The organism is Chroogloeocystis siderophila 5.2 s.c.1 (genome assembly GCF_001904655.1).
Lineage (GTDB): Bacteria > Cyanobacteriota > Cyanobacteriia > Cyanobacteriales > Chroococcidiopsidaceae > Chroogloeocystis > Chroogloeocystis siderophila.
Genome location: NZ_MRCC01000006.1, coordinates 105210 through 119729, shown reverse-complemented (window position 1 = coordinate 119729; position 14520 = coordinate 105210). Strand labels below are relative to the sequence as shown.

Annotated in this window: 14 protein-coding genes and 1 pseudogene; 7 read left to right on the top strand and 8 right to left on the bottom strand. The window is 44.7% G+C overall.

From position 1 onward, the window contains the following. Positions 1-150: 150 nt before the first annotated feature. The 8 genes from atpA to NIES1031_RS08630 form a co-directional block, all read right to left on the bottom strand. Positions 151-1668: a F0F1 ATP synthase subunit alpha gene (gene atpA / locus NIES1031_RS08665; protein WP_073549039.1), complete on the bottom strand. Its 1518-nt coding sequence runs from the start codon at positions 1666-1668 to the stop codon at positions 151-153. Positions 1669-1773: 105 nt separating this feature from the next. Beyond that, positions 1774-2328: an ATP synthase F1 subunit delta gene (gene atpH, locus NIES1031_RS08660; RefSeq protein WP_073549038.1), complete on the bottom strand. Its 555-nt coding sequence runs from the start codon at positions 2326-2328 to the stop codon at positions 1774-1776. Next, positions 2325-2882 carry a F0F1 ATP synthase subunit B gene (locus NIES1031_RS08655; protein ID WP_073549037.1) on the bottom strand — a complete coding sequence of 186 codons (558 nt, stop codon included), beginning with the start codon at positions 2880-2882 and terminating at the stop codon, positions 2325-2327. The genes atpH and NIES1031_RS08655 overlap by 4 nt, the downstream gene beginning before the upstream one ends. 102 nt (positions 2883-2984) lie before the next feature. Continuing rightward, entirely contained in the window at positions 2985-3476 is a 492-nt protein-coding gene (locus NIES1031_RS08650) for a F0F1 ATP synthase subunit B' (protein WP_073549036.1), read from the bottom strand. 124 nt (positions 3477-3600) lie between these two features. Continuing rightward, complete coding sequence (gene atpE, locus NIES1031_RS08645) at positions 3601-3846, bottom strand: ATP synthase F0 subunit C (RefSeq protein WP_015187511.1); 246 nt, start codon at positions 3844-3846, stop codon at positions 3601-3603. A gap of 111 nt (positions 3847-3957) precedes the next feature. After that, positions 3958-4719 carry a F0F1 ATP synthase subunit A gene (atpB, locus tag NIES1031_RS08640; RefSeq protein WP_073549035.1) on the bottom strand — a complete coding sequence of 254 codons (762 nt, stop codon included), beginning with the start codon at positions 4717-4719 and terminating at the stop codon, positions 3958-3960. A 44-nt stretch (positions 4720-4763) separates the two neighbouring features. After that, positions 4764-5132 carry an ATP synthase subunit I gene (locus NIES1031_RS08635; protein ID WP_218596721.1) on the bottom strand — a complete coding sequence of 123 codons (369 nt, stop codon included), beginning with the start codon at positions 5130-5132 and terminating at the stop codon, positions 4764-4766. A 177-nt stretch (positions 5133-5309) separates the two neighbouring features. Further along, the gene (locus NIES1031_RS08630; protein ID WP_073549033.1) at positions 5310-6491 is read right to left on the bottom strand and encodes a class I SAM-dependent methyltransferase; all 1182 of its coding nucleotides are present in this window, start codon (positions 6489-6491) and stop codon (positions 5310-5312) included. A 448-nt stretch (positions 6492-6939) separates the two neighbouring features. Between NIES1031_RS08630 and NIES1031_RS08625 the strand changes: the two are divergent. The 7 genes and pseudogenes from NIES1031_RS08625 to NIES1031_RS08600 all read left to right on the top strand — a co-directional run. Further along, a pseudogene (locus NIES1031_RS08625) lies at positions 6940-9633 on the top strand (phycobilisome rod-core linker polypeptide); the annotation flags it as partial. A 9-nt stretch (positions 9634-9642) separates the two neighbouring features. Next, complete coding sequence (locus NIES1031_RS25530) at positions 9643-10329, top strand: phycobilisome rod-core linker polypeptide (protein ID WP_330219959.1); 687 nt, start codon at positions 9643-9645, stop codon at positions 10327-10329. 509 nt (positions 10330-10838) lie between these two features. Then, positions 10839-11324 carry an allophycocyanin subunit alpha gene (gene apcA, locus NIES1031_RS08620; protein WP_015187506.1) on the top strand — a complete coding sequence of 162 codons (486 nt, stop codon included), beginning with the start codon at positions 10839-10841 and terminating at the stop codon, positions 11322-11324. Between the two features lie 62 nt (positions 11325-11386). After that, complete coding sequence (gene apcB, locus NIES1031_RS08615; protein ID WP_015187505.1) at positions 11387-11872, top strand: allophycocyanin subunit beta; 486 nt, start codon at positions 11387-11389, stop codon at positions 11870-11872. Between the two features lie 310 nt (positions 11873-12182). Further along, on the top strand, positions 12183-12386 hold the full coding sequence (locus NIES1031_RS08610; RefSeq protein ID WP_015187504.1) for a phycobilisome linker polypeptide: 204 nt from the start codon (positions 12183-12185) through the stop codon (positions 12384-12386). Positions 12387-12533: 147 nt separating this feature from the next. Beyond that, a complete protein-coding gene (locus NIES1031_RS08605; protein ID WP_073549031.1) occupies positions 12534-13700 on the top strand; it encodes an FtsW/RodA/SpoVE family cell cycle protein in 1167 nt (388 codons plus the stop codon). Between the two features lie 63 nt (positions 13701-13763). Then, positions 13764-14504 carry a cytochrome c biogenesis protein CcdA gene (locus NIES1031_RS08600; protein ID WP_073549030.1) on the top strand — a complete coding sequence of 247 codons (741 nt, stop codon included), beginning with the start codon at positions 13764-13766 and terminating at the stop codon, positions 14502-14504. Positions 14505-14520: the final 16 nt, after the last annotated feature.

Here is a 14520-nt window from a genome sequence, read left to right as displayed (position 1 = left end):
TTGTCGGTGGTAGGGGCTAGGAATTCAGTTGTCAAGCATAAGAGTTTAGCAAAAACACGCGCGATAACGCTTTGGACTTCAACTATTTCCTTACATTCAAGAATAGATTAGGAACTGACGTCTGACCTCTGATCCCTGACCCCCTACAAATTAGGCAGCTGCCAAGAATGTTTGTTTATACTCTGTTAGTGCTTCTTTAAGCAGTTTTTCTGCATCATCGGTCAATTGCTTCTCTTTCTGGACGATATCGCCAAACTGCGGTTTACTTGTTTTTATGTATTCGCGCAGACCTTTGGTGAAGCTAGTAACCTTGTCTGCTGCAATATCATCGAGATAGCCGTTGATTCCGGCATACAGTAGGGCAACTTGCTCGTACACGGCGAGTGGCGAGTATTGCGGCTGTTTCAACAGTTCGCGCAAGCGTTCACCACGAGCTAGTTGGTCTTGTGTTGCCTTATCTAAGTCAGAGGCAAATTGGGCAAAAGCTTGCAGGTCGTCAAACTGCGCAAGTTCAAGCTTCAGCTTACCTGCAACTTTCTTCATTGCTTTAGTTTGAGCAGCAGAGCCTACGCGCGATACTGAGATTCCAGGGTTAATCGCTGGACGAATACCAGAGTTAAACAAGTCAGCAGATAGGAAGATTTGTCCGTCTGTGATCGAAATAACGTTTGTTGGAATGTATGCGGATACGTCACCAGCTTGCGTTTCAATAATTGGTAGTGCAGTCATACTACCGCCGCCAAGTTCGTCACTGAGTTTCGCGGCTCTTTCAAGTAAGCGTGAGTGGAGGTAGAATACATCACCTGGATAAGCTTCCCGACCTGGTGGGCGGCGCAGTAGCAAGGACATTTGACGATAAGCTTGAGCTTGCTTGGAAAGGTCGTCGTAGATTACTAGTGTTGCCCTGCCTTTGTACATAAAGTACTCTGCCATGCTGGCACCGGCATAGGGCGCTAACCACTGTAAGGGCGCGGGGTCATTAGCATTCGCCGCAACAACGATGGTGTAATCGAGCGCACCTCTTTCTTGTAGCACGTTAACCACGTTTGCTACTGTCGAGGCTTTTTGACCGATCGCAACATAGACACAGATAACGTCGCCGCCTTTTTGGTTAAGAATTGTATCTATAGCGATCGCGGTTTTTCCGGTTTGGCGATCGCCGATGATCAGTTCGCGCTGACCGCGACCAATTGGAATCATCGCATCGATCGCGGTAATTCCTGTTTGCAATGGTTCGTAGACCGAACGACGAGCAACGATTCCAGGTGCAGGAGATTCAATCAAGCGACTTTCAGAGGTTTGAATATCTCCTTTTCCGTCAATGGGGCGACCTAAAGCATCAATAACGCGCCCAATCATCGCTTCGCCTACTGGTACTTGAGCGATTTTTCCGGTTGCGGTTACGGAACTACCTTCTTGAATTTCGCGACCTTCGCCAATCAGCACTGCACCTACGTTGTCTTCTTCGAGGTTCAGCGCTACGCCAACGGTACCGTCTTCAAATTCTAAAAGTTCTCCCGCCATAGCTTTTTCCAAGCCATAGATTCTGGCAATACCGTCTCCTACTTGCAGTACGGTACCAACGTTAGCAACTTTGACTTCTTGGTCGTATTGCTCAATTTGCTGTTGAATAATGCTGCTAATTTCGTCAGGTCTAATGCTGATCATTTTAGGTGTTAGGTGTTGAGGAATGAGAAGTTTTGAGTTGTTAGTTCAGAGTTAGGATTTAGCACGCTGTCATTACGATTTTCAAGCTACTCACACACTAATTCCTTAGGCACTACCGCTAAGACGTAGCGAAAGGCGGCGTAGTTGACCACGGATACTCGCATCAAATACTTGAGAGCCTACTTTAATGATGACACCACCAATTAAATCAGGGTCGATTTTAGTGTCTAGTTCGACTTCTCGCGCATTTGTCATAGCGATGACTTTCTCGCGGACAGCTTGTTGCTGTTCCTCTGTCAAATCTACTGCGGAAACAACTTCGGCTAAAACTGTTTGATTTAACTGACGGAGAATCGCTAAGAACTGCTTGCAAATCTCTTCTAGTAAAAGAATTCTTCTCCGGTCTACCAGTAGCATGAGGAAATTCCGTAGATACGGGTTGATTCCTTCACCAACTACACGCTGTAATACGGCTTTTTTGTCCTCAACGCTAACAAATGGATTTGCCAAGAAATCACGCAGTTGCTCAGAATTCTCTAAAATGTTGAGTAAAGCGCGTATATCCTCGCCGAATCGCTCAGTAAGATTATGATTACGGGCAACGGACATTAAAGCCTGAGCATATGGCTCGACAATTTGGGTTGCGGCACCGCCTTTCATGAAGGACCTCCCAACAGCGCGATACTGCGGTCAATTAATTTTTGCTGCGTTTCGTTGTCTACACCAGTTTGTAGCTGGGATTCGACCTTTTCCAATGCCATTGAGACTACTCGTTGACGCAGTTGCGCGATCGCCCGATCGCGTTCCGCATTTAAGTCTTGACTTGCGGTTTCCTTCATGCGTTCAATGTCAGTTGCTGCTGTTGCTAAGATTTTTTCCCTAGCGACTTTGGCGTTTTCTTGGGCATTATTGCGGATTTTTTCGGCTTCCGCTTGCGCCTGAGCCAGCTTCTGTTGTTGTTCTTCGAGTGCTGCTTTAGCATCAGTTGCACGTTTTTGCGCGCTGACAATTGCGGCTTCGATGCGTTCGCGGCGATCGCTTAATGTTTTCCCGACGACTTTTCGCCCGAAGAAAAACAACACACCAATAATAATCACAAGGTTAATTAGGTTTGTTTCTAAAATGTCGAAATTTAACCCAAAACCGTGATTCCCTTCTGCCAATTCAGCATTCACAGCGCTGGCTTCTGCCATCAACAATAAAAAAGTTTCCATTGTACCCGTCCACATCTGCGCTGCTTGAGTTCGTCTTGTGAATAATTGCCTATCCCAATCGGGGCATCAAGCTTCTACTCTAAATTTTTATCTGACCTACAACTAGCGCTGACCTACAAGCTGTTTTCCTAGCAGTTTTTCCATGATTTGCTGACTGAGAGAATCAACTTGCTGCTCTAGCGATGCTAGGGCTTCTTGTTTTTGCTGTTCGATCTCTTGAGCCGCTTGTTCTCTCTGTGCTTGTGCTTCTCGTTGTGCTGCTGCTATTTTTTCGGCGGCAACTTTCTCAGCTTCTGCTTGAGCATCGGCGATAATTTGTTGCGACTGTCGGCGTGCTGTTGCGAGTTCTTGCTCGTACTGCGCAGCTAATTGCTCAGCTTTTGACAAGCGCTCGCGCGCGTCCAATTGATTTTTACGGATATACTCATCTCGTTCATCAATTGCTTTGCTTAGTGGCTTGTAAAAAGTCGCGTTCAGAATCAAAACCAAAAATAGAAACTGGATAGCCATTAAAGGCAGGGTAGCGTCAAGATCAAATAGCCCGCCTTCTTTACCTGCTGTTTCTGCTGCGAGTAAGATTATTGAATGTGTCATAGTTTCGTACCCCTTTGATGTCATTCTAAGGGGCTATAGTTCGTTGAGCAGGAGTTATTTTTAATGATCGAAATAATGTAGAGACGCTTATTAAAAACGCCTCTACACGTTAAAAAACGATCAATTACGAGAATGGGTTGGCGAATAATAATACGAGGGCAACAACCAGACCGTAAATTGTTAGCGCTTCCATGAATGCCAAGCTCAACAGCAGCGTACCGCGAATTTTACCTTCTGCTTCTGGCTGACGGGCAATTCCTTCTACAGCCTGACCTGCTGCATTTCCTTGACCAATTCCAGGACCGATAGCAGCTAACCCTACAGCAAGAGCAGCGGCTAGAACTGAAGCAGCAGAAATTAATGGATCCATGATATTTTCCTTACCTTGACAAAACTGAATTTACAAAATTGTTTGGACTTGTTCTCAATTGCTGAGTTTGGAAATTAGGAACACCTAATTTCCGTTCCTTAGTCCTTGCATTTACGAGTGTTCCCCGTGTTCTTCACCATGTCCGTGATCTTCTATCGCTTCTCCGATGTAAGCTGCGGCAAGTGTAGCAAAGATCAACGCCTGAATCGCACTAGTAAATAAACCTAATGCCATTACTGGTAAGGGAACAAACAAGGGTACAAGTAAAACCAGCACTCCCACAACTAATTCATCCGCGAGGATGTTACCGAATAATCGGAAGCTCAGGGAAAGGGGCTTAGTAAAATCTTCGATAATTTTAAACGGCAGCATAAAAGGTACAGGCTGCACGTAGTTACCAAAGTATCCTAAGCCTTTTTTACTGAAGCCCGCATAAAAATATGCTAAGGATGTCAGCAGAGCTAGTGCCACTGTGGTATTGATGTCACTGGTGGGGGCTGCAAGTTCGCCTTCGGGTAATTGAATAAGCCGGAAAGGAACAAGCGCACCTGACCAATTTGACACAAATATGAACAAGAATAAAGTGCCCACAAAAGGCACCCACGGGCGATACTCTTTTTCCCCGATTTGATTTTTTGCCAAATCCCGAATGAATTCTAGGGCATACTCCATGAAGTTCTGTAGCCCACGGGGGATTCGGTTGATATTTCTTGTAGCGGCAAATGACACAATTACTAACAAAGCAATCACAAACCATGAGGTCAAAAAGACCTGACCGTGCACTTTGAGGTTGCCAATTTGCCAGTAGAGGTGTTTACCTACTTCTAATTCGGCGAGGTGAGCGAAGTTGACGACGTGCAAAATATTCAGCATTTTCCCTTCAACTGGATTCCCCAAGCTTTGAGAATAAGACTCTTCTAGGATTGCCCGACTTTGTGAGAGCCAGAGACAAATGTCGTCCGTAGTACGTAGATGATCAGCGAAGCTTTATAGGTGAGAAAACCTAGAAATATAGGCAAAATTTGCAGTTGATTCCACCGGCTTGCTAGTAGAATTAACCCAATTAGTAAAGCTAACCGAGTTTTACTCAGCTGCTTTTTTTCTCCCCCTAGCCGCTCTACATCTCTTGCTAACATCCTCAAGTAAACCACACCTGTACATGCCCCGATGAGATAGTTTAAGGAAATATTGAGGGAATAAAATATCCAGACAAAGACAAAGATAATCGCTGTCAATGCCATGGTCCAAAACAGTAACTCTTGAGAGAGGTGATAGAACTCTTGCATCGAGTCACTTGGTTTTGACGAAGCAAAACCAGTAGGGTTCTCTCCTTGGGAAGGTGCGGGTTCTGAGGAGTTGTTTGCCAAGTTCACGGGAAACGCAAACCATTACGGTTGATTAACTTGACTCTAATGAGCCAGTTGAAATCATAACACGTTGCGGTAACAATACTTAAAAAACAATTAAATCGGATTTAGGATAATTAGTCCAGATGTGAGGAGCAATCGCACTCTGGCTAACTCTAACTCTACTTGAGACAAAATCTCGCCTATGGTTTTTTGTTGGATGTTCGCATCACAAGCTTGGAGAAATTCAAATTCTGCCTCGGATAAGTTCACGATTTGGTAGTCGTAGTTAAACAAGCAACGACTTGCCCATCCCTCGATACACGGGTGACGTTCGGGAATTGCACCGAGTAGTGCTTCATCGCTTGACCAGTCAGCTTTAGGTACAGGGGAGCGACCGAGGAAGAATTCGTAATGTGTTGCGCCTTCGGGGTCTAATAATTCAATCAATCGATACACAGCGCGATCATTCAAATCTTGCGCGCGTTGCATCAGCGTTGGGTCTTTTCCTAAAAGTCGCTCTAGTTGCCAATAACTCGGATTCGAGAAGCCCAAAAACTCTAAACCTGAAGCATCAATCAGTTCAAAAAGCGTCTCGATGTTGTAGTCAATTTCTTGGGGATGAACGTACATATCCGCAAAGTTCGCGTCGCGCTGATTTTCTAGCGACCAGCGTTCTTTTTCGCGTTTGACGATGCGGTTATTGTCTGGTAAAGCTGCAAAAATTTTGCGCCCGATTTGGACGCCATCTTGATAATCGCCTTGTTGTTGGAGAAGTGCGATTGCTTTTTGCATCAATTGAATTTCCCAGCGCCCTAATTCTCCATAAACAAAGATGTGCATGAGACCGCCAGGGGCAAGTTTAGCGGCTAAAGCTTGAATGCCTCTAATCGGGTCTTCTAGATGGTGTAATACGCCTACGCAGTTGATTAGATCAAATTCTCCTGGTAGCTGGGCGACATCATATAAACTGAGATGATGAAATTCGACGCGCTCAGCACCAGATCGGGCGCAGCGATCACGCGCGACTGCTAATGCGCCTGCACTTAAATCAATCCCAACGACTGAAGCTTTTGGGTTGAGATGTACCAGATACTCGGTGCCTACTCCTGTGCCACATCCTGCATCCAGAATACGGATATCTTGCTTGTTAGGTTTTTGACCCGTACAAAAATTGTAAGCAGCAATCCAATTCCAGCGCCAGTTATACCCAGGAGGTGGGCTATCCAAAAGCGGTTCTGGAGGAAAGGGATACGTGTCATATAGCCGCTGCACGGCAGAACTGATGTCTCGATCCATATTTTAAAAGTAACAAAACTTATCTTTTTTCTCAGGCGCTCTGCCTATATCCACTATGATCTCCTACGTAACCTCCATAAAGTTACGTATACGAAAAAGCCATAGTCAACTCTCACACTGTCTAAACAGATGTGAGACTGATAAACAGCAAAGTTTGTTAAGTAAATAGTTGACTGTCAAAACCTTCTCTCTATACGACATACGACTGACTCTAGTTGAAAGTTGTAGAGCAAGGAGAAGTAGTCCAAGTTTCAGCTTCGTTCTTGGTGCGGCAATCAAAAACGAACATCATGAAGTTTTGTGGGAAAGTAGTACCACACTCACTTGACTTTCTTGACCAAAAATATTTTGGGTGGGAGATTCTAGTGGGAAAATAGTAAGCAACAGAAACTAGTACTCTGGTCAGATTGATCGCTGTTGTGATCTCAAGGGAGTTTTAGGAATAATAATGAGTGTTAAAGCAAGTGGTGGAAGCTCGGTTGCACGCCCGCAACTATATCAAACACTAGCCGTCGCCACAATTTCCCAAGCGGAACAACAAGACCGCTTTTTGGAACGCGGCGAACTAAACGAATTAGCAAGTTATTTTGCCTCTGGTACAAAACGATTACAAATTGCCGAGACTCTGACCCAAAATTCAGCATTAATTGTGTCTCGCGCTGCTAACCGCATCTTTGTGGGAGGTTCGCCAATGGCGTATCTCGAAAAACCACGCGAGCCAGAAATGGCGATGGCTGGTGCCAAAGAAGCGGTACAAGATGCTTCTCGATTAGGAAACATCACGTATGTAGAAAGTCGTGGTGGATTTTTAGAAGGACTGCGATCGCTCTTTAGTGCATCACCTGGAGGCGGTGGCGCAATTCCACCAGGATTTCGTCCGATTAACGTAGCGCGATATGGTCCGACCAACATGCAGAAATCACTACGCGACTTGTCGTGGTTTTTGCGCTATGTGACTTATGCGATCGTTGCTGGCGATCCGAATATTATCGCGGTTAATACACGTGGATTACGCGAGATTATTGAAAATGCGTGTTCTGGAGAAGCGACAATTGTTGCTTTGCAAGAAATGCGGCAAGCTGCAGTTTCTTACTTCCGTAGAGACGAAGAAGCAACAGACATTGTGTCGCAGTACATGGATGTCTTGATTACAGAGTTCAAAGCTCCAACACCATCAAATAAGCTACGTCAAACTGATTCGCCGGATAAGCAAGGCTTACAACTACCACAAATTTACTTCAATGCAGCAGAAAGACGGCAAAAATTTGTCATGAAGCCTGGTCTTTCTGCAACTGAGAAGCAAGAAGTTGTGAAAGCAGCTTACAGGCAAGTTTTTGAACGCGATATTACCCGTGCTTACAGCCAGTCAATTTCCTATCTAGAGTCTCAAGTTAAAAACGGCGACATCTCAATGAAAGAGTTTATTCGCCGCTTGGGTAAATCACCACTCTATCGCAAACAGTTCTACGAGCCGTTTATCAATAGCCGAGTTGTTGAATTAGCTTTTCGTCACTTCTTAGGTCGCGGTCCATCAAGTCGCGAAGAACTGCAAGAATACTTCTCGATTATTTCGCAAGGCGGCTTACCAGCGTTAGTTGATGCTTTAGTAGACTCGAAAGAATATTCGGACTACTTCGGTGAAGAAACCGTTCCATATATTCGTGGTCTCGGTCAAGAAGCGCAAGAATGTCGCAACTGGGGAGCACAGCAAGACCTCTTAAACTACAGTGCGCCGTTCCGCAAGGTACCACAGTTCATCACGCTGTTTGCTGATTACAATCAACCGTTACCCGACCAACATCCCTATGGCTCAGGTAACGATCCGTTGGAAATTCAGTTCGGTGCAATTTTTCCAAAAGAAACTCGCAACCCTAGCACGCGACCGGCTCCTTTTGGTAAGGATACTAAGCGGATCTTGATTCACCAAGGACCCGCAATCAATAACCAGAATAGCAATCCGAAAGCACGCGGTGAGTTTCCTGGAAGCCTTGGACCAAAGGTCTTTCGTCTCGATCAGTTACCAGGTGTTGGTAGCAGAAGAGCACCTACAAGTTCGAGTGTTAAATTCTCGGAAAGCTCGACACAAGCAGTCATTCGTGCTGCGTATCTTCAGGTGTTTGGTCGCGATGTCTACGAAGGACAACGGCTGAAGGTCGCAGAAATTAAACTAGAAAACGGTGAAATTAGTGTCCGCGAATTTATTCGCCAGCTAGCTAAATCGGATTTGTTCCGCAGTTTGTACTGGACTCGTTTGTATGTAACCAAAGCGATTGAGTACATTCATCGGCGTTTACTCGGTCGTCCTACTTATGGTAGACAAGAAACAAATAAATACTTTGATATTTGTTCCAAGAAAGGTTTCTATGCCCTGATTGATGCCATTCTGGACAGTCCAGAGTATAGCGAAACGTTTGGTGAAGATACAGTTCCTTACGAGCGTTATTTGACGCCTGCGGGTGTCGCGTTGCGATCGCTACGCGTGAGCAGTATCGCCGAAGATATTGTTAGTGCCAAAGTCGAAACAGAAGAAACACCGCGCTTTGTCGAATTGGGTGCAGTCACCGAAACTCGCTCGGAACCAAATATTCAATTCCGAGTTAATCAAGGTGTTTCGCGCCAACGCGAACAAACTAAGATTTTCAAACTGGGAAGCAGTACGGATAAAACTGATGTTCAAATCATTATTCGGGCTGCTTACCGTCAAATCTTTGAGCGTGATATAGAACCATACATCGCTGAGAACGAATTCACATCACTAGAAAGTCGCCTCGGTAACGCTGAGATTACGGTTAAAGAGTTTATTGAAGGGTTAGGTAATTCTAAGCTCTACATTAAGGAGTTTTATACGCCATACCCGAACACAAAAGTGATTGAGCTAGGAACGAAGCACTTCCTAGGTCGTGCGCCGAAAGACCAGGTAGAAATCCGCAAGTATAATCAAATTCTAGCTTCGCAAGGTCTTCGTGGCTTTGTGAGCGCGATGGTCAATAGCATGGAGTATCTCCAAGTGTTTGGGGAAGACACTGTGCCATACCGCCGCTTCCCAACCTTACCAGCAGCAAACTTCCCAAATACAGAGAAGCTTTACAATCAACTAACGAAACAAAACGATGACTTGGTTGTCCCCAGCTTTGAGCCAGTCAAACCAAGAATGGATGCGGCGAAGATGCCATTAACAGCGAAGGCGATCGCTGATACCGCGGCGAAAGCTCGGCAAATGGATCGCACTCGTCCGCTATTTATCGAGCTTGGTCGTTCGTTTAACGACGGTCGTGGACAATCAGTCGAAGTTGGTGTAGGAACGACGCGTCGTAAACCCGCGCGTATTTACCGTGCTACCCAAGGCGCAAGCGCTGCGGAAATAGCATTAGTCGTTGATGCAATCTACGCTCAAGTTATGGACTTGTTTAGCGGTCAAGTTCCTACAGGTCTACGGCGTTCTGATTTAGATAGTAAACTCAAAAACGGTGAAATCTCGGTACGCGAATTTGTCCGCACGTTGGCAAGTTCAGACATCTATGTACGGCGCTTTTATACACCATACCCAAATACCAAGGTAATTGAATTTTTATTTCGTCATATCTTGGGTCGGGCACCCGCGACACAGCAAGAAATTCGCCAATATAACAAGCTGTTAGCTGATGGTGGATTGAAAGCAGCCGTTGACGCGATGGTAGACAGTCCTGAGTACGCTCAATACTTTGGCGAAGATGTCGTCCCTTATCGCCGCTATCCATCTTTACCCGCAGGTAACTACCTGGGTAGCGTGAAGGCCGCAGCAGACCTTGTTAAGCAATCTTGGTCGGATTTGTCTCCTTCAGTTTTAAACCGCCTCTAAAGTCTCAGCAAAGTTCATTCTGAGTCAATAACTAGACTTACCCTCTGACCAGTCAAGACAAAATGACGGGTTGGAGGCTTTTGTCCGCAAGAAAACTGAAAAGTAATGTTAAAAACTGTTAACAGGTGACTCAGAAGATGAACTAAATGCCGCAAAATATTTGCGGAAGGTAACTGTGTCTGCAAGCTGATGTATTTCTAGTTACGTAGGTAACTGGTAGATGTCTAGACGAAAGCAGTGAACTCACTAGCACGTCAGAACGTATAAAGCAGCAGATGTTATAAAAAACACCTTGAAAAAACTGGGAACTCTCCCCAATTGGAACACAAACGTAACGGAATTCCGTGTAGTAGCATCCAAAAAGTTGAGTAAATTGCTACTAGCAGTGGGTAAGTTGTGATATCCCGCACTTACTCTTAAGATGTCAGCTAGCGGCCTCGACTTACTGCCAGCGTAAGTACGAGAAACAAAACAAATCTGGTTTCATTAGTTTTTGGAGGAATCGGTTAATGAGTATCGTCACGAAGTCGATCGTGAATGCAGATGCCGAAGCTCGCTATCTTAGCCCTGGTGAGCTAGATCGGATCAAGAGCTTTGTTACAAGTGGTGAGCGTCGTTTACGCATTGCTCAAACGCTAACAGACAACCGCGAACGTATCGTTAAGCAAGCCGGCGATCAGTTATTCCAAAAGCGCCCTGATGTCGTTTCTCCTGGTGGAAACGCTTATGGTCAGGAAATGACCGCAACTTGCTTGCGCGATATGGATTATTACCTACGCTTGATCACCTATGGTGTTGTTGCTGGTGATGTTACCCCAATTGAAGAAATTGGTGTTGTTGGAGTCCGCGAAATGTACAAATCGCTCGGTACTCCGATCGAAGCTGTTGCTGAAAGCGTTCGCGCAATGAAGAACGTTGCTACTTCTATGATGTCTTCTGAAGATGCTTCTGAAGCTGGCTCTTACTTTGACTACTTAGTAGGTGCTATGCAGTAGGGCAGAAAAACCTACTTTTAAATTAATCATTGCAACACGGTGGGAAATAAGGAATTAAAACCATGCAAGACGCAATTACAGCAGTAATTAATGCTTCAGACGTACAAGGTAAGTACCTCGACAATTCGGCAATGGAAAAGCTAAAAGGCTACTTCCAAACCGGTGAACTCCGCGTACGTGCTGCGACAACTATTAGCGCTAATGCGGCGGCAATTGTTAAAGAAGCAGTAGCAAAATCGCTGCTATACTCGGACATCACTCGCCCAGGCGGTAACATGTACACAACTCGTCGCTATGCTGCTTGCATCCGCGACCTCGACTATTACCTGCGCTACTCTACCTACGCAATGCTTGCTGGCGATCCTTCGATTCTAGATGAGCGCGTACTCAATGGTCTCAAAGAAACCTACAACTCGTTGGGTGTTCCCATTGGAGCAACAGTACAAGCTATTCAAGCAATGAAAGAAGTCACTGCTAGCTTAGTTGGTCCTGATGCTGGTAAAGAAATGGGTGTTTATTTCGACTACATCTGTTCTGGCTTAAGCTAATTGCTCGTCTACACAAGCAAGGTAGCAGCTAAAGCTTTAAGGTAACTCTCCTTAAATTGAGGTCTGGAAGTTGATCGTGAGTGCTAAGACGTTTTAATCGCTTATTCAAAGCTTCAGAGAGAGGCAATAAGTGTTAAAGGTTTGGTATTGACGCTTGACTTCCAGCCTTTGAGCAATTAACCAAAATTGTTCAGTTATTAAAAAATTGCGTAAACACATGGGAAAATAGGGTAACTGTGGTAGTTTGTTGCCCTTAAGCCACTTGAAATCAGAAATTTTCAAATTCAATAGTCAAGGAGAAACTCAGTCAATGCGGATGTTTAAAGTCACTGCATGTGTTCCTAGTCAAACTCGAATTAGAACACAGCGGGAATTGCAAAATACATATTTCACCAAGCTCGTTCCTTATGACAACTGGTTTCGGGAACAGCAAAGAATTATGAAAATGGGTGGCAAGATTGTAAAGGTGGAACTAGCAACAGGAAAGCCAGGAGTCAATACAGGATTGCTGTAATTGTTCTAATATTTTCGATTTAGGCGAGAGGTCTTTAAGGTCTCTCGTTATTTGATTTGAGTTCGCTTGATAATTCTTAAAAACAGGGCGATCGCATTATTGAAATAGCAGCTATACTCCTAATGTCATAATCTCAAATTAACTGCCGTGCAGATCCGTCAACTAATTCCTTTCTTTGACAAATCTGTGGTTGGATGGGCTAACGAAGCCCGCCTGTTGCGCTGGCTAACATTGCTGTGGTTGTGCATCGGACTAATTATTTTATTTTCTGCATCCTATCCCGTTGCTGCTGTAGAACAAAATGATGGGCTTTATTTCGTCAAGCGCCAACTGGTAGGAATGGCTATTGGTTTAGTAGCATTTAACGTTCTTGTTCATACACCGTTACGCCTTGTACTTGGCATTGCGCATTGGAGTGTATTACTTCTTTTAGGATTAATTTTTTTAACACTGTTTAGAGGAGAAGAAATTTTAAATGTTAAGCGCTGGCTGTCAATTGGGGGAATTCTGATTCAACCGTCTGAGTTAATTAAGCCGTTCTTAATTTTACAAAGCGCTCGTCTTTTCGGGCAATGGGAGAGAGTTCGCTGGCAAGCGCGTTTGTTTTGGTTAGCAGTGTTTGCGCTGATTTTAGCAGGAATTCTTCTTCAACCTAATTTAAGTACAACCGCGCTCTGTGGCATGGCGTTATGGTTAATAGCACTAGCCGCAGGTTTACCTTATCTTCACTTGGCAGGAACAGCTTTACTAGGTATCTTAGCAGCAGTTATCAGTGTTAGTTATAATCCATACCAACTTAAGCGAATTACGTCTTTCCAGAATCCTTGGAGCGATCCAGCAGACACTGGTTATCAGTTAATTCAAAGTTTGCTTGCTGTAGGTTCAGGCGGAACGTGGGGAGCGGGGTTTGGACTATCGCAACAAAAATTACATTATTTGCCAATTCAAGATACTGACTTTATTTTTGCCGTTTTTGCCGAAGAATTTGGGTTTGTTGGTGGTGTATTAATGCTGGTGTTATTACTTATGTATGCGACACTGGCGTTAATCGTAGCACTCAAGGCCTGGCATCCAGTCCACAGATTAGTTGCAGTTGGGGCAATGATTTTTTTGGTAGGACAGTCAATGCTAAACATTGGGGTTGCGACTGGAGTTTTACCCACAACAGGTTTACCACTTCCCTTTATTAGCTATGGAAGTAATTCAGTGATTGCAAGCTTGGCGATCGCCGGATTACTGATCCGTGTTGCTAGAGAAAACGCGGATGCCAACGTTGTCATCTTACCAGGAAGTACCAACCGTAAAGGGCGCTGAAGCTCGGTCAGGCATTACTAAGTTAAAATTGAAGCAGAATCAGCCTTTCAATACATCTGCTCCATGCTCGAACTTTGGCAAACTCGGTTGTATGAACTTGAACAATTTGCGAATACGCTCGTCTCTGACCAACTGACACATCTTGGCTGGTTGAGTGTTGGTGTAATTTTTACGGCTGGTTTGTTAACTAGCTTGACACCGTGTATGCTTTCCATGCTACCGATTACAGTGGGTTATATTGGTGGCTATGAAGCCGAAAACCGCTGGCACGCAATGCGGATGTCTACTTGGTTTGCATTAGGTTTAGCAACAACCTTAGCAACTTTAGGCATCACCGCCGCATTCTTAGGACAAGTTTACGGACAAGTAGGCATCGGGCTACCCCTTATCGTTAGTATCGTGGCGATTTTAATGGGGCTGAATCTACTTGAGGCGTTACCCTTACAGTTACCATCGGTTGGTGGGTTAGAATGGATTTCGCAAGATTTACCCCAAGGAATTCGTTCTTACCTCATTGGTTTGACGTTTGGTGTTGTTGCATCGCCTTGTAGCACACCTGTTCTAGCAACATTACTTGCTTGGGTTGCGACAACGCAAGATTTAATTCTTGGTGCAACGTTACTTCTTGCTTATACCGTTGGCTATGTCGTGCCTTTAATCTTGGCAGGAACTTTTACGGCTACAATCAAAAAATTGTTAGAATTGCGCCGCTGGTCAGGTTGGATTACACCAGTGAGTGGAGCGTTACTTGTTGGTTTTGGTGTCTTCTCACTATTGTCGCGCATTCCCTTAGGAAGTATTTAAATATTTAAATTTAAGT